16 protein-coding genes and 1 pseudogene are annotated in these 14,127 nt (G+C 68.4%); 9 read left to right on the plus strand and 8 right to left on the minus strand.

Annotated elements, in window-relative coordinates; translation table 11 throughout:
- A partial coding sequence (locus ABZU75_RS40940; protein ID WP_355567038.1) for an enoyl-CoA hydratase-related protein occupies positions 1 to 629 on the plus strand: 629 nt, incomplete at its 5' end.
- A 6-nt stretch (positions 630 to 635) separates the two neighbouring features.
- Positions 636 to 1,148 carry a nuclear transport factor 2 family protein gene (locus ABZU75_RS40945; protein ID WP_355567041.1) on the plus strand — a complete coding sequence of 171 codons (513 nt, stop codon included), beginning with the start codon at positions 636 to 638 and terminating at the stop codon, positions 1,146 to 1,148.
- Between the two features lie 288 nt (positions 1,149 to 1,436).
- On the opposite strand, the gene ABZU75_RS40950 is transcribed toward ABZU75_RS40945, so the two are convergent.
- Positions 1,437 to 2,648, minus strand: a complete 1,212-nt coding sequence (locus ABZU75_RS40950) for a TetR/AcrR family transcriptional regulator (protein WP_355567044.1) — start codon at positions 2,646 to 2,648, stop codon at positions 1,437 to 1,439.
- A 445-nt stretch (positions 2,649 to 3,093) separates the two neighbouring features.
- Between ABZU75_RS40950 and ABZU75_RS40955 the strand changes: the two genes are divergently transcribed.
- Together ABZU75_RS40955 and ABZU75_RS40960 are read left to right on the plus strand one after the other, a co-directional pair.
- Positions 3,094 to 3,333, plus strand: a complete 240-nt coding sequence (locus ABZU75_RS40955) for a ferredoxin (RefSeq protein WP_355567047.1) — start codon at positions 3,094 to 3,096, stop codon at positions 3,331 to 3,333.
- Between the two features lie 73 nt (positions 3,334 to 3,406).
- Complete coding sequence (locus ABZU75_RS40960) at positions 3,407 to 3,556, plus strand: hypothetical protein (RefSeq protein WP_355567050.1); 150 nt, start codon at positions 3,407 to 3,409, stop codon at positions 3,554 to 3,556.
- A 114-nt stretch (positions 3,557 to 3,670) separates the two neighbouring features.
- Here the strand turns inward: ABZU75_RS40960 and ABZU75_RS40965 are convergent, their stop codons facing one another.
- On the minus strand, positions 3,671 to 4,813 hold the full coding sequence (locus ABZU75_RS40965; protein WP_355567052.1) for an alpha/beta hydrolase: 1,143 nt from the start codon (positions 4,811 to 4,813) through the stop codon (positions 3,671 to 3,673).
- A 630-nt stretch (positions 4,814 to 5,443) separates the two neighbouring features.
- A complete protein-coding gene (locus tag ABZU75_RS40970) occupies positions 5,444 to 6,124 on the minus strand; it encodes a polymer-forming cytoskeletal protein (RefSeq protein ID WP_355567055.1) in 681 nt (226 codons plus the stop codon).
- 117 nt (positions 6,125 to 6,241) lie between these two features.
- Between ABZU75_RS40970 and ABZU75_RS40975 the strand changes: the two genes are divergently transcribed.
- Entirely contained in the window at positions 6,242 to 7,438 is a 1,197-nt protein-coding gene (locus tag ABZU75_RS40975) for a Tn3 family transposase (RefSeq protein WP_355567058.1), read from the plus strand.
- Positions 7,439 to 7,691: 253 nt separating this feature from the next.
- On the opposite strand, the gene ABZU75_RS40980 is transcribed toward ABZU75_RS40975, so the two are convergent.
- A complete protein-coding gene (locus ABZU75_RS40980) occupies positions 7,692 to 8,555 on the minus strand; it encodes a LysR family transcriptional regulator (RefSeq protein ID WP_355567060.1) in 864 nt (287 codons plus the stop codon).
- A 93-nt stretch (positions 8,556 to 8,648) separates the two neighbouring features.
- On the opposite strand from ABZU75_RS40980, the gene ABZU75_RS40985 reads away from it, so the two are divergent.
- Positions 8,649 to 9,386: an SDR family oxidoreductase gene (locus ABZU75_RS40985; RefSeq protein WP_355567063.1), complete on the plus strand. Its 738-nt coding sequence runs from the start codon at positions 8,649 to 8,651 to the stop codon at positions 9,384 to 9,386.
- Here the strand turns inward: ABZU75_RS40985 and ABZU75_RS40990 are convergent.
- Both ABZU75_RS40990 and ABZU75_RS40995 read right to left on the minus strand, forming a co-directional pair.
- Positions 9,373 to 10,038: a hypothetical protein gene (locus ABZU75_RS40990; RefSeq protein WP_355567066.1), complete on the minus strand. Its 666-nt coding sequence runs from the start codon at positions 10,036 to 10,038 to the stop codon at positions 9,373 to 9,375. The two genes, ABZU75_RS40985 and ABZU75_RS40990, sit on opposite strands and share 14 nt — an antisense overlap.
- A 153-nt stretch (positions 10,039 to 10,191) precedes the next feature.
- Positions 10,192 to 11,112: an aminoglycoside phosphotransferase family protein gene (locus ABZU75_RS40995; RefSeq protein ID WP_355567068.1), complete on the minus strand. Its 921-nt coding sequence runs from the start codon at positions 11,110 to 11,112 to the stop codon at positions 10,192 to 10,194.
- A gap of 134 nt (positions 11,113 to 11,246) precedes the next feature.
- Between ABZU75_RS40995 and ABZU75_RS41000 the strand changes: the two genes are divergently transcribed.
- The gene (locus tag ABZU75_RS41000; RefSeq protein WP_355567080.1) at positions 11,247 to 11,753 is read left to right on the plus strand and encodes a transposase family protein; all 507 of its coding nucleotides are present in this window, start codon (positions 11,247 to 11,249) and stop codon (positions 11,751 to 11,753) included.
- Between the two features lie 67 nt (positions 11,754 to 11,820).
- Here the strand turns inward: ABZU75_RS41000 and ABZU75_RS41005 are convergent, their stop codons facing one another.
- Positions 11,821 to 12,141: a PQQ-binding-like beta-propeller repeat protein gene (locus ABZU75_RS41005; RefSeq protein WP_355567071.1), complete on the minus strand. Its 321-nt coding sequence runs from the start codon at positions 12,139 to 12,141 to the stop codon at positions 11,821 to 11,823.
- Between ABZU75_RS41005 and ABZU75_RS41010 the strand changes: the two genes are divergently transcribed.
- On the plus strand, positions 12,028 to 12,288 hold the full coding sequence (locus ABZU75_RS41010) for a hypothetical protein (protein WP_355567074.1): 261 nt from the start codon (positions 12,028 to 12,030) through the stop codon (positions 12,286 to 12,288). The two genes, ABZU75_RS41005 and ABZU75_RS41010, sit on opposite strands and share 114 nt — an antisense overlap.
- 332 nt (positions 12,289 to 12,620) lie before the next feature.
- Positions 12,621 to 13,430, plus strand: a complete 810-nt coding sequence (locus ABZU75_RS41015; protein ID WP_355567077.1) for an SAM-dependent methyltransferase — start codon at positions 12,621 to 12,623, stop codon at positions 13,428 to 13,430.
- Positions 13,431 to 14,004: 574 nt separating this feature from the next.
- On the opposite strand, the pseudogene ABZU75_RS41020 reads toward ABZU75_RS41015, so the two are convergent.
- Positions 14,005 to 14,127 (minus strand): annotated as a pseudogene (locus ABZU75_RS41020) (IS5/IS1182 family transposase); the annotation flags it as partial.

Genomic DNA, 14,127 nt, shown 5'->3' on the forward strand with positions numbered 1-14,127 from the left:
TGCCGGGCGCGCTGTTCTGCGTCGGCGGAGATCTGCCGGTTTTCGCCACCGCGGCGGCACCCGGCGTGTTCCTCGCGGAACTCGCCGACACTGCGCACGAGGCCGTGCTCGGGCTTCGCGCGCTTCCCGTGCCAGTGATCAGCGCCGTCCGCGGCGCCTGTGCCGGCGGCGGGATCGGCTTCGCCCTCGCCGCCGACCTCGTGCTGGCTGAGCGCACCGCCCGCTTCGTGGTCGCGTACACCGCAGCCGGGCTCTCTCCCGACTGCGGGGTGTCCTGGATCCTGACGAGGCTGCTCGGCCCGGCCCGCGCCAACGACCTGATCCTGACCAACCGGCGGCTGGACGGTATCGAGGCGGAAAGGCTGGGATTGGTCAGCCGCGTCGTCGAGCCCGGCACTGTGTACGAGGAAGCGTTGCGGCTGGCACGTTCGCTCGCAGAGGGACCCCGCGACGCGCTGGCACAGTCCGCTCAGCTCGTACGCGACGCCGGCGCCACCTCGTTGAAGGAGCATCTCCAGCACGAAGCCGAGTCCATCGCCTCCCTGATCGAGACACCGAACGGTTCGGAGGGCATCGCCGCCTTCCTCCAGAAGCGGCACCCAGATTTCACCACCACATCGAGGAGTTGAGACACCGTGGACAACAACGCCGCCGTCGGCACCGCGTTCCTGCGCCGGTTCGCCACCGACTGGCTCGCTGCCTGGAACTCACACGACACCGAGCGGGTCCTGGCCTTGCTGCACTCGGAGATCGTCTGGGAGGACACCGTCTTCTGGACCGACGTCATTCATGGCCGGGAAGCGCTCCGGGAGTACGTCGAACGAATCTGGAAGGTGATGCCGGACGTCCACTTCGAAGAGGTGCAGCTGTTCACCGCACCGGAGGACGGCCGGGCGCTCGTACTGTTCCGCCAGGAGGGTAGCGGGCCGCCTCAACTTGACCCCACCCGCCGATTCGACACCTACGGTTGCGACGTCTTTCTCGAGTTCACCGATGGGCTGCTGTCTCGCTACCTGGCACAGTACGAGATCACGGAGATGATGCGTCAACTTGGGGCCCTGCCACCTCGCGACGGGAAGATCGGCGGCGCGTACCTTCTCTCGCTGCTCGACAGGAACCAAACGTCACACTCCACAGGCTCAGGCTGAGATCAGAATCACGCGGTTCACCCGGACAGCGCCAGGGGCCGGCGCTGTCCGGCGAACCTGTTTACTCGCCGAGCCCAACCCCGACACCCTGCCCTACCCCGTCCCCGACGCCCAACACCGGAGCGCGCGTCCCCTGCCGGGCTGGGCGTTGACCGTCAGCATCGGACGATGACGAAGATGCGCGAGCGGTTCGCCGGCTGACAACGTGGAAGCGAGCCAGGCATGGTCGGCCACAGGGTGTGGCGCCGGCCCCTTCGGAGGTCCCTCCTGCTCCGCTCGCGGCCCGGCTTACCCATGTCCGTCGGCTGTCAGGGCGGCGTGGACGAGAACCCGCAGCTCCTGGGTCAGGCCTGGGCGGGCATGAAGCCGGCCGATCCGCACGACATCGTGAACGATGCCGCGCGCGGCCTGCACGAGGACCATCTGCTCCGCCTCGCTCAGCTCCGGGCGTTCGCGGCCGAGCGCCTGGCACCACGCCTGGACGTCGGCCTGCAGACCTGCCCTGATCCGCCGACCCGCTTCGGCAGGCAGGTTGACCGCGTCCAGCACGTAGACACCGAGGAGCAGCCGTTCGCGCACTCCGAGATCGACGTACACGCCTACGAGATCGTCAAGGCTCGGCGGCTCGACGCCGCTACCCCAGTGCACGGCCAACCACTCCGTCGCCCTGGTGACCGCCGCGACGAGAAGGTCGGCCTTCGTGGCGAAGTGATAGTAGATGCTCGGCCCGGCGATCCCGACTTCGGCGCCGATGTCATCGAGGCTGACCGCCGCGTAACCCCGCTCGTGGAACAACCGTACGGACGTCCTGAGCAGTTCCTCGCTTCGGGACGGCGCGGTGGGTTCCACCGCGACCGCTCGTTCGGGCGGAGTATCCTGGCGCGCGTGACGGTCGCCACCGGGCGAGGGCAACCGCACACGGCACACCGCCTCCGCGGCGGCGGCGAGCCAGCGCTGCTGTTCGTCCGCGGGGAGCCTGCGCGCATAGACCGCAGGGCTCGAAAGGACGGCGAAGGCCGCGGTGACGAGCAGTTGGACATCTCGAGCGTCGGCGTCCGGGCGCAGCCGCTGCACCGCGGAGCTGAAGCGGTCGATGAACGCCGAGAAGCGCTCCTCGATCGGCGCCCGCTGCGCCGGTTCGAGGTGGCGCAACTCGCGCTGGAGCAGGGTCCACAGCTCACGCCGCTTGACGGCAACGGCGGCCAACGGCGGTAGCAGCTCGTGCAGCGGCGCTGAATCGGCGTCGGCGGAAGCGGCGTCGACGACGTCGAGGGCGCTGCCTATCGCCGCCGCGAGCAGCTCCTGCTTGCTCCGGTAGTGCCGGTAGATGGCCGGTGCGGTGAGTCCGATCGACGTCGCAACCTCCGCCATCGAGACCTGATGGAACCCGAGGCGGTGAAACTGCTGCCCAGCGGACTCCGCCAACTGGCGCCGACGCTCATCAGTGCTCAGGCGCGTGCGTGCCTGCCTGATGCCGGTTCCGGTTCCGGTTCGGGCCATGAGCTTCCCTTCGAGGTCGGTCGTGGTCGGTCGTGCTGTCCACTGCCTCGATCCTACCGAAGGCTTTTTAGTGAATGTAAACTAACCGCGTCAACTCGGTGAGGGGTGTAGGCCCGGCCTGGGGAAGGGGTCCTTTCCGGCTCGGTGGTGAGCATCTCCCATGCGACGCGAAGGCCGCACGCGCCGTATGGGGTGTTGTTCCGGGCGGACCGGATGATCTCGCGGAAGCGCTCGTGTCCTACGGTGCGACCCTCCATCCCGCAGGGCACGCCGGCGGCGGACGACATGATGGCGTCCTGATCTCCGAGGGCGACGCACGGACCGGTGTCCTCGGCCCTGGCCGGTCGGCGAGCCGGCCCCACACCCTACCTATTGAATATTCACTAGGTAGCGTTTGGAATGCTCGTACGGCATAGGGCGGCCCGGCTGCCGGAGAGGTGGCCCAATGAAGGTCGTCGTTGACTTGACCAAGTGCGTCGGGCTCGGCGTCTGCGAGTCCCTCGTGCCCGAGATGTTCGAGGTCAACGCGCGGGGCGAGCTCGTCCTCCTGCGCGAGGACGTCTCCGACGATGAGTGCCGGGCCGTCGAGGAGGCCGTGTCGGGCTGCCCGACGATGGCGCAGCCTGGAATCCGGGGGTTGAGGAACATCGGAACCAGATCGTGCGCTAAGCGTTTGTCCTGGTGATTCCCGGTTTGAACGCCAGTGATCATTGCCGGAACCTTCGGGGCTCTTGTCACTGACCTGGTGGAGGTTCACAGTGCCGGTCGAGTTCTTGTCGGATGAGGTGTTCACCCCCTTGGCCCGCGCCGACCAGCGGGTCAAGGGCATCACCTACCTGCGGGGACTACCGGGGGATGGATCCGGTCACCCGGGCGCTGCCCGGGTAGTGCGGGTTCCCGGGTACTGAGCCCCGGGACCGCTGCCGAGACCACGAGGGGTCCCGCCCGATCAAGACGATCGGACGGGACCCCGTCACCGTCCCTTCGGGCCGTCTCACGAACGCCCCGGGGCGTATGGGGCCCTACTTCCAGAACTTGACCTCGGGGTAGGTTCCGGAGGGGCCGTCCAGGAGTCGCTGGTCACGCTCGCGCAGGTGCCGATCCATGAAGGCGGCCACGTAGGCCCGGGTGGTCTCCAGTTCCCTCGCCGACCGCTTGGTCAGCAGCGGGTAGTCCGTGAAGGAGGCGTGGTCGCCGCCCTCCACCGTGAGCCAGCGCTTCCAGCCCGTCATGCGCGCCCAGTCGCGGCCCCAGGTGAAGTCCTTGCCGCCCGGTTCGTGCACCTCGCCCGCACCCATCAGCATGAACGGCCGTGCCAGGCCCTTGTCGGGGATGGGCACGAAGAAGGCGCCGTCCATGTTGATCCCGGCGCGCACGCGCGGGTCCTGCAGCATCGTCCACGACGTGCTCGCGCCGCCCAGCGAGTGCCCGGCCATGCCGATGCGTGAGCGGTCGATGAGCTTGGCACCCTTCCAGACCGGGCGCCGCCCGAGCAGCCGATCGAGCACGAACGCCACGTCCGCCTGCCGTGCCCTGACCGCCTTGTCGCCGAACTTCCAGGGGTCGGCTTTTTGCTCCTTGCAGGCCACGCAACCGGCCAGCCGGCCGCTGGGCAGGCTCGTACCGTACGATTCGTGAACGTGGTCGATGCCGGCCACCACGTAGCCGCGGCTGGCCAGTTCCTCGGCGAGGCCGGTCAGTGACGAGCGCGGCATCGTGAACCCGGGCGAGAGCGCCACGAGTGGCAGCGTGCCCTTGCGGCCGGCCGGACGTGCCCCGGTGACGGCGTGGGTCTTGGCGCCGCTGACCACTTCACTCGGGACGCCGGTGAGCTTCTGACCTTCCAGCAGGGCCGCGGCCTCCTCATCGGTCATATATCGCGCGGGCCGGCCGGCGCCCTTCTCGGCGGGGTACCACAGCGAGACCATGAGCTCTCTGGCCTTCTGCGTGGGCACCCAGGGGTCGGGACGGCCGCGGTCGACCAGGTGCAGGCTGACCGTCCCCACCGGCTGGGATCCGGTCGGCGCCGGCAGCGCCAGGCGCTCGTCCGCGACGGGCTCGGTCCGCGCCACGTTGGCGGCCTGGGCCGGCGTGGATGCGAGGAGAGCGAGGAGCCCCAAGGCGGCAGCGCCCGCAACGCGGACGCGCATGATCTTGATTTCCATGCCGCCCATGCTCTCGATCCCGCCACGGCCTCCACTTCGGTCAAACGTTCAGCCTTGCGTGCGACTACGGAGGTAGTCCGGTCCGCTTGGGGGCGCACCGCCGCGATCACAAAGTGTCGCGCTGCGCGTGTCATACGGGATACATGCCGCCGCGCAGGAGGTGCGACTGGTGCAGGACGCACAGTCGAAGGGCGATCTTGCCCCGTTGTGGTCCTCGTTCGGTGAGTCGTGGGCCTCGGCCGCCTGTGCGAGGGGGAGCACCGCTCGCAACGGGACGCGGAAGCGTCGCTCTTCGCTCAATGCGGCCGCGGTCGCCAGGCCGTGGCGTCCGTCCGGCTGACCGCCGAGTTCGCCGAGCGACAGGCGGACGCCGAGCCGCGGGCCGCCGAAGTCGGCAATCGTGAGGGCGGACGCCGCTGTGCCGGTGATCGTGATGGGTTCGGGCAGCGAGCCCGCTGCTCGGGTCGCCGTCTCGACGCTCGTGCCCGCCGCCCCGGGCTTCCTCCCATGGCAGCGACGGTGGCTTGACCGCCCAGAACGCCAGGACGGCGAAGGGGCAATTCAGTGCAGGGAGTGCCACTCTGGCTAAGCCTGCCTGTTCCTCCTTCACCCTGGACAAGGGGTTGTGGATCAGGGGGTTCTGGTGAGGGGGAGGCCAGAGAGGAGGTGCTCACGGAGGGTGGATCCACGGATGCCGATCTCAGGGAAGTCGTCGGGGCTGACGGCGCCCTTGATCAGTAGTTCGGGGACCAGGAGGCTGGTCAGCGGGGCATCGGGCGTCGGGTCGACCAGGCCGCCGATGGGAGCCGTGGGCAGGTCGAGGTAGGCGGGGGCGAGGGTTCTGCCGTGGAGCGTGCCGGCGACCAGGTCGGGGCAGAACTCCCTCCAGAAAATCGCCACCGTGGTGCGCAGATCGCCGTGGATCATCACCAGTTTGTCGGTCATGTCGCCGACGAAGGTCTCCGCCGTCACGTGGCCGAGCACGATCAGCTTCGTGTCACCCGCCAGGTAGATGTTCCTCGCCCGCAGGTCTCCCAGGACGACCAGCGCGGCGGCGCCGTCGTCCACGTTGACGATGTTGCCCTCTACGGTCAGATCGCCGTCCACGACGTATCCGGTGGCCGCGTTGGGCGTGTCCGTCCGCCACGGAGTCCGCTCGTGCTCGTTGAGGGGGAGTTCCCCGGTCACCGAGGCCGGACCGGGCACCAGGATGTACTCCTCCTCGTACAGGTTCTCGTACGTCCCCTCCGGCAGCCTCCGCCGCTCGAACAGGTCCACCGCGTCGTCCCACGCAAGGTAACTGCTTCGCATGCGCGCGACCGTAACACTCACCCCCGACAAACCTCCGGGAGGCTTCGATGCCCAGCAGGGGGAGCGTCCGGGCTCACTGTGCCTCACAGGTGTTGGCTGCGTGCCAGAACTTCGTCGATGGCTTTCCAGGTTCTGTCCGGTCAGCGTCCCGGCGCGGTGTCTTTCTGCCGCATTCCGGCCGCACCCGAGCAGGAGAAGATGATCAAATTCAACTCTCTGCTGGCCAACTGCGTGATCTTCCACACCGCGCTGGACATGACCGACGTGCTGCGCCAGCTGCCGGCCGAGGGCTGGCAACCCGAGAAGGGCAAGGACATCACCGCCGCCGACATCGCGCAACTGTCGCCCTACCTGACCGCGCACATCGGCCGGTTCGGCCTGTATGCCACCGACGTACTGCGTCTACGCCCCGACGACTTCGACTCCGACCTACCCCAGATCGACTTCGGGGGAGGCGCAGTGCGCGGCGTCACCGGCCAGGGCCACGCGGCCTTTGGATCAGGTGTCGGTGCGCACCTGGAGGATCTCCTGGGAGTAGAAGAACGGGCTCGTCTTCATGCCCTCGACGAAGCGCTCGGTCTGCCATCCGGCGTCGCGGAACCTGTCGGCCCAGAACTCCTGCTGGCGCTCGACGGGCTCCCGGTGGATCGCCGAGGCTTCCTCGGAGTCCTCCCGCATCACGAAGTACACCTGCGTCTCGGTCGGGTTGTGGCTGCGACGCATGATCTGGCGACCGCCCGGGACCATGTAGGTGTCGCGGATGTTGCTGTCGGACGCGATGCGCGGGACGAACCAGTAGGCCATGTGGATGCCGACCCGCCAGTACGGGTCGAAGCCTTCCGGGAGGATCGCCCGCCGGATGTGCGACCCCTGTCCGTCCGCGCCGACCAGGAGGTCGAATTCGCCGGACGACCCGTCGGAGAAGTGCGCGACGACCTTGCGCACGTCCTGCTCGAAGCCGTCCACGCTCAGGCCGAAGACGTATTCCAAAATCTATACGCGGCGTTCAACGGGGCGCCGTCTCGTGCGGAGCTGGAGTGGTACTTCTTCCTGGATGACTCGGATCTGGAGAAGGTGCAGGCCAAGGGGCGTGCGCACAACCTGCTCAACACGCGGTATATGGGCGCCGCGGTGAACCAGCTGCGCGCTGACGGCTTCGATGTCCGCGACGAGGACGTCGCCCGCCTCTCACCGTTTATTCGTTCCAGCTCCCCGGGCTGCCGGGCGGCCTGCGCCCGCTGCGCGGCAAGGACGCCACCGACGACGAGTGATGCGGCAATGCCGTACGGCATCATCGGCTCGTCGTGGTCGTGACCATCTTGATCAGGGAGTACCTGCTGGTCAGCGACCCAGAAGGGGTTCCGGGAGTTGTCTCGCCCGCCGGGGCCGTGACGGCTTCGCGGACCCGCCCGTCCCGTGGGCGGCCCGGCACGCCCTCTGCCGGCGCGGAGGTCGGCAGTACACGGAGTCGCGGCGGTGCCCGTGGGCGGGCGGCGGTGGGGTGTGGGGGCCGGCGGTCAGGCGGTGTGTCATCAGGGTGACGGCGGCGATGGAAGGCGCGAGAGGGTCATAGCCGTGTGGCCGTGCGGATCAGCCCGGCGAGGGCGAGGGAGCGGCTGTGCGCGGGCCAGGCGATGTGGGTGACGACGGGGGGTGCGTCGGTCAGGGGGACGGCGGTGTGCTCGGCCCATAGCCAGGCGCGGGCGGAGTCGGGGAAGACGGCCACGGTGCGTCCGAGGGCGATCAGCTGGGCCAGCTGCGTCTGGTCGTGGATCTCGGGGCCCGGTCCGGGTGGGTAGGTGCCGTGGCGGGACCAGCGGGCGAGCGGAAGATCGGGGATGTCGCTGACGTCGGCCAGGGACAACGTCTTGTGCGCGGCGAGGGGGTGCCCGGCGGGCAGGATAGCGATCTGCCCCTCGGTCATCAGTTCCTCGCTGTCGAACCCGGCGAGGGAGTTGAACGGCGCGTGCATGAGCGCCACATCAGCGCGGCCATCGCGCAGCATCTCTTCCTGCTCGCACGTGCCGCTCGGCAGCACCTCGATCTCGGCGGCGTCGGGCTCGGCCGCGTAGGCGTCGAGGAGCTTCTGCAGCAACTCGTGAGATGCGGCGGCCTTCACTGCCAGCACCAGGCGGTTGCGGGGGCCGCCCGGACTGTCGGCGCCACCGGCGCGACGGGTACGGCGAGCGGCGGCGGTGGTCGCGTCGAGGGCTGCGCGGCCCTCGTGCAGCAGTACCTCTCCGGCGCCGGTCAGGGAGACGCCGCGGCGGTTACGTTTCAGCAGGGAGACGCCGAGGCGCCGCTCGAGCTGCTGGATCGCCCGGGAGAGCGGTGGCTGGGCCATGCCGAGGCGCTCGGCGGCGCGGCCGAAGTGCAGTTCCTCGGCGACGGCCATGAAGTACCTCAGCTCGCGGGTCTCCAGGGTGTCCATGGCTTCACCATACCTCTGTGATACCTGCCGGGTATGACAGGGCACCGCATCGGTGTTGGATGCACCACTCGTCCGCGAGCGAACATCGACGGCATGAGCGAAACGAAGATCGCGCTGGTGACCGGCGCGAACAAGGGAATCGGGTACGAAATTGCGACAGGGCTGGGCGCCCTCGGGTACCGCGTGGGCGTGGGAGCCCGCGACGAGGTCCGCCTTGAGGTCGCCGTTGAGAAGCTGCGCGCCGCCGGGGTGGACGCGTTCGGGGTGCCGCTGGACGTGACCGGCGACCAGAGTGTCACCGACGCCGCGGAATTGGTCGAACGGCAGGCCGGGCGCCTGGACGTCTTGGTCAACAACGCCGGTATCTCAGGAGAGACGGGGCCGGGGTGGATCCAGGACCCGACCACGCTCGACCTCGACGTGGTCCGTACGGTCGTGGAGACCAACGTCATCGGTGTCATCCGGGTGACCAACGCGATGCTACCCCTGCTGCGGCGCTCGACGTCGCCACGCATCGTCAACGTCTCCAGTGCCGTCGCCTCCCTGACCCGGCAGGCGGACCCGGACATCGAGATCGGCCCCATCATGGCGGCCTACTCGCCGTCGAAGTCGTTCCTCAACGCCGTCACCGTGCAGTACGCCCGGCAGTTCGCCGGTACGAACATCCTGATCAACGCCGCCTGCCCGGGCCTGGTCGCGACCGACTTCACCGGCTTCCATGGACCCCGCACTCCCGAGCAGGGCGCAGCCACACCGATCCGGCTCGCCACGCTGCCCGACGGCGGCCCGACCGGTTCGTTCTTCGAGGACGACGGCGTCATCCCCTGGTAACCCCGAACCTGTCGTGATCATGCCGTAAGCCCTGGCGTGCTCGACGCGACCGTGGATACCGAGGCCGGTGGCGTGGGGTACTACCATTCCCAGTCCGACAGGCCGTCCGCCGCACGCTGACCACCCGGTCGTGTGGTCGGCGTCGGCTGTCGCCGGGCGCGAGCAGGCTCGTGACCTCGGCGATCGCCTCCGCTGAGGGATGGAAGTACTTCCGTACGTTCTCGGGCTCCTTGTGCCGGGACTTCGCCATCAGCATCAGCAGGCTCGCCCCCGCCTCGCCGAGGTGCGTGAGCCCGGAATGCCGCCACTCGTGCAGATCCCAGCCCGTGCCGCTCTCGCCGCCGAGGGCGGTGTGCTCGTCCAGCAGCATGCGGGCCTGCCCGTACGACAGCCGGACCAGCCCGGTGTCCGGGCACACGTCGCGCGGGCTGACGACCTTGCCTGGGCCCGGCCTGCGGTGGGTGACGAACACCGGCCCCCGCGTACGGCCCTTGAGCAGGCGGGGCAGCAGCCGGGCGGTGCCCGCGCCCCAGTACACCGTCTCCAGCACGAAGTCCTCGCGCACCGCGCCGCGGCGTCGGATGCGCGGCCGGGCACCCTTCGCCTTCGCCGGGGCCCGGCGCCCTGCCAGGTCCAGGTCCTCGATGTTCACGCCCAAGACCTCGATCGTTATCTGGGGTTGTCAAGCGAACCTGCTGGTCAGTCGCATGAAGGTCGTTAAGGCACGTCAGGCAAGCAGATCCCAGCATGCCGAGCATGGTGGGGTCCGGCGCGAAGGTATTCGAGCGCGTGGAGAGGTGATCGATCAGCGATGGGCCGTTGCGATGAGGCGTCGCAGTGCGGCGTGGGCGGGTGGGCCCCACGTGGCCTTGCCGCCTGGTCGGCCGTGGACGCCGGCGTCGCCGACGTGAAGGCCGACGAGGGCGCGGATCACGGCCCATCCGCGGGCGCGGCGCAGGGTCGCGGCCTCCGGGGCCGGCTGGTAGGCGGCATGGAAGCGGTCGGCGGTGCCGTCCGGCAGCAGAATCCAAGCGGCGGCGAGGTCGACGGCCGGATCGCCGGCGAACAGGTCGCCGAAGTCGATCACGCCGCAGATGGTGCCGTCCGCGGTGAGGACGTTGGCCGGATGCAGGTCGCCGTGAAGCCAGAGCGCCGGGCCGGCCCAGTCGGGCGCGGCGGCGGCGTCTTCCCAGAGCGCGCGGACGGCGTCCGGGTCGGGGATCAGCCCCAGCTCGGTGGCCGAGGCGAGCTGCTTGGCGACCCACTCGGAGGAGCCGGCCAGCGGCCCTCCGCGGCCCCGGCCGGCGGTGTCCACCTCTTCGGGGGCGGGTTGGTGAAGAGCGGTCAGGAAGGCGGCCAGGGTGGTGGCCGCCTCAGCGCCGCGTGTGACGGGGGCGCGGTCGGCGGGCTCGCCCGGCACCCAGGTGGTGACGATCCAGGGGCGCGGAAACCGTGCGGAGGGCTCGCCGAGGCGTTGCGGGACGGGGACCGGCAGAGGAAGGCTCGGGGCCAGGGCGGGCAGCCAGGTGTGCTCCTTGCGCAGCAGCGCGTCCGCGGACTCCGTCGCCCAGGGCAACCGGACGGCGAGGTCGTCGCCGAGCCGCCAAATCTGGTTGTCCCAGCCACGCGCGCCGAGACTCACCGGGTAATCGGCCAGGTCGGGATGCTGGTCACGCAGCAGATCCCGCACCAACTCCGCGGTGACCTCGATCTCGGTATGCGTCATGCGGAGCAACACTAGCCGGACGGGCGGCCCGCGTTGAGGAGTTGATCCCGCATTGGGCGGGGATCGTGGTCGAGGCCGTGGAACACCTGGCGGGGACGGTGACGTTGCGGGCCCGATGCCGGGCAGATACGGGAGTGTGTCCGCACTGCGGCGTTGTCTCGGGCAGGGTGCATGACCGCTACGTTCGGCGACTGGCTGACGCTGCGGTCGGCGGTGTGAAGACGGTGCCGGCGGTGACGGCACGGCGTTTCAAGTGCGTGAACGCCGCGTGTGCGGCGGCGACGTTCGTCGAGCAGGTGGACGGGTTGACCCGTCCGCACGCCCGCTACACGCCGCTGCTGCGGAGGATGCCGACCTCGGTCGCGGTAGGGATGGCGGCTCGGGCAGGCGCTCGCCTGGCGGCTCGGCTCGGGATGCCGGTCGCCAAGGACACCCTGTTGCGGCTGGTGCGGTCGGTCCCTGAACCGCCGGTCGGCGCGGTGCGGGTAGTGGCAGTGGACGACTTCGCCCTGCGCCGCCGGAAACACCGACGGCGGACAGGAAATCGCGTCTGCTGTACTCCACACGTACCTCCAAGATTTTGCTGGAGGCGAGTCTGGAGGCGTTTTGTTGCCGTTCGTCCGGCACTGCGTTGTTTGTAGGTTTCAAGAGAATCATCGGGTTTGTAGTGAAATATGAGCTTCCAGGGTCTTCGGTGGCCCGTGGGCGCTAGTCGCCGGTCGTGGGCAGCGCCGAGAGGTCGCCGTTCGAGCTGCCGACGTACACGAGGCCGCCGGCCACCACGGGTGTGGTCTCGACGTCGCCGCCGACCCGGAAACTCCATCGCGCCGCGATCCGCTCTTCACCGCCGCGTTCGCCGAGGTGTTCAAGGCCGGAGGGCTGCGGATCATCACCACCCCGCCGCAGACGCCAAGGATGAAGGCCATCTGCGAACGCGTGATCGGAACCCTCTGCCGCGAACTGCTGGACCGGATCTTGATCCTTGGCGAACGCCACCTGCCCCTGGTGCTTCGCGAGTACCTGATCCACTACAACGGGCACAGGCCCTGCCAATCTCGCCACCAGCGACCCCCGGACTCCGAAACGCAGCCCGTCCGGGATGGGGCCGAACTGCGATCCGTCCCCCGAAAACCCGTCGTCACGGGCATGATCAGCGAATACCGCCACGCCGGGTAACCCCGGTTCAGACTACGAAACTCAATATTCGAGCGGTACACGGTCTGGGCCGGTAGTAGAACGGGGCCGAACACGCTGAGGTTGATCGTTTTGAGTGTGCCGTCGGGATAACGGAGGCGCAGTTCGTACAGCATGCTGTTGCCCGGCACACTGGCCAGGAAATTCGAGCGCTTGACGAGGCCGTGGACCTTGTAGATTGCCTCCGTTACTCATCGTAAAGAGATCTCTCGTGGCCTTCATGCCTTGTCATGGCGGTGCGCGCAGCCGCCGAGGCTTATGATCGCTCTTGCACGGCTCTCGTCACCTCACCCCTTCCTCCGGAGTTCGAGCACATGGCTGATCCTCTGATCCCCTGGCGCGGCGACCTAGCCGCGAAGATCCAGCCGCAGATTCCGCACGCGGCGCGGATCTGGAATTACTGGATGGGCGGCAAGGACAACTTCGAGGCGGACAGGACGGCTGGCGACGCAGTCGCCGCGGTCTACCCCGAGATCGTGACGATGGCGGCGCAGTCGCGGAAGTTCCTCATCCGGGTGGTGCATCACCTGGCCGCGGAGGCCGGAATCGACCAGTTCCTCGACATCGGCACCGGCCTGCCGACGATGCAGAACACCCACGAGGTGGCTCAGCAGGTCATGCCGCATGCGCGGATCGTCTACGTCGACAACGACCCCATGGTGCTGGTGCACGCCAGGGCGCTGCTGCGCAACACCACTCCGCAGGGTGTGACCGCCTATGTCGACGGTGACTATCACGAGCCCGAGTTGATCGTGGAGGACGCCCGCAACGTCCTGGACTTCACCCGGCCGATCGCCGTGATGTTCATGGGCGTCCTCGGTTATGTGGAGGACTTCGCGGTGATGCGCTCCATCGTCTCGCGCGTCATGGATGCCGTGCCCTCCGGCAGCTACCTGGTGCTCTGGGACGGGACCGACACGGGCGTGACGGTCAACGAGGGCAGTGAGAAGCTTGCGGAGAGCGGAGCCGTGCCGTACTACCTGCGTCGGCTCGACCAGCTGGCCGAGTGCTTCGCGGATATGGAACTGGTCGAGCCGGGGCTGGTACCCATCACACGCTGGCGGCCCGACACCGACGACGCGCCCTGGATCGACGCGCACGGGGCTGTGGCGCGCAAGCCGTAGCCCGCTGTTCTGGGCCCCTCACTCAGGTCGGCGTCACCAGCCGTAAAGACATCCCAGGAGCTTGCGCCCCGAGGTGTCCATCAGCTCGACGTCGTGATGCTGCTCGGCCCAGTCATCTCCCACGAACAGGCGCACCGCTTCCTCCCCGTTTTCGACACCGGTCGATACTCAACGGCCTGCGGGAGAACCATCGGCGAACTAATCAAGCAGTGCTCACACCTCTGCGGGTGGGCACGACATCCCAGCGGCGATCGACTCTCCCGGCCGACCAGCGGGGGCACGATCTTTGCGCAGGACTCAAGGTCCAGTAGCTATGAGTGCTCACCCGCTGGCGGCTGTCAGGCCCGAGTCTGCCGGAGTGACGGACTCGTTAAGAGTGATTGGTAACTCCCTGTGATGATGGTGACGGTATGTGATTCGCAGAAACGGCCAGATGTGAGAGTTCTGCGAAAGTCCCCGGAGCGATCACGTTTCCGCGGGTCGCCGTTCGCAAAAGCCCTCTCGAAACCCGCATATTGTGCGAGGCACTTCTGAGAGAGCGTTTGATCCTGTGAGTTCTGTCTGATCTGGGTATTCAGGTTCCGCGCCAGTCTGGGGTGGTTTCGCCGGTGAGGCGGCGAGTCATGGTGTCGATCATGGCGAGGTGGATCATGGCCTCGGAAGTGGTGGGCAGTGCCTCGTAGTCGCGGGCCAGGCG

The sequence above is a fragment of the Streptosporangium sp. NPDC005286 genome (assembly GCF_040607515.1).
Classification (GTDB): Bacteria; Actinomycetota; Actinomycetes; order Streptosporangiales; family Streptosporangiaceae; genus Streptosporangium.

Bases quoted from the DNA above. Each gene is read 5' to 3' on its own strand.
- ABZU75_RS40950 (WP_355567044.1), bottom strand. From the start codon at position 2,648: ATGGCCCGAACCGGAACCGGAACCGGCATCAGGCAGGCACGCACGCGC.
- ABZU75_RS40955 (WP_355567047.1), top strand. From the start codon at position 3,094: ATGAAGGTCGTCGTTGACTTGACCAAGTGCGTCGGGCTCGGCGTCTGC.
- ABZU75_RS40965 (WP_355567052.1), bottom strand. From the start codon at position 4,813: ATGGAAATCAAGATCATGCGCGTCCGCGTTGCGGGCGCTGCCGCCTTG.
- ABZU75_RS40970 (WP_355567055.1), bottom strand. From the start codon at position 6,124: ATGCGAAGCAGTTACCTTGCGTGGGACGACGCGGTGGACCTGTTCGAG.
- ABZU75_RS40975 (WP_355567058.1), top strand. From the start codon at position 6,242: ATGGCTTTCCAGGTTCTGTCCGGTCAGCGTCCCGGCGCGGTGTCTTTC.
- ABZU75_RS40980 (WP_355567060.1), bottom strand. From the start codon at position 8,555: ATGGACACCCTGGAGACCCGCGAGCTGAGGTACTTCATGGCCGTCGCC.
- ABZU75_RS40985 (WP_355567063.1), top strand. From the start codon at position 8,649: ATGAGCGAAACGAAGATCGCGCTGGTGACCGGCGCGAACAAGGGAATC.
- ABZU75_RS40995 (WP_355567068.1), bottom strand. From the start codon at position 11,112: ATGACGCATACCGAGATCGAGGTCACCGCGGAGTTGGTGCGGGATCTG.
- ABZU75_RS41010 (WP_355567074.1), top strand. From the start codon at position 12,028: ATGAAGGCCATCTGCGAACGCGTGATCGGAACCCTCTGCCGCGAACTG.
- ABZU75_RS41015 (WP_355567077.1), top strand. From the start codon at position 12,621: ATGGCTGATCCTCTGATCCCCTGGCGCGGCGACCTAGCCGCGAAGATC.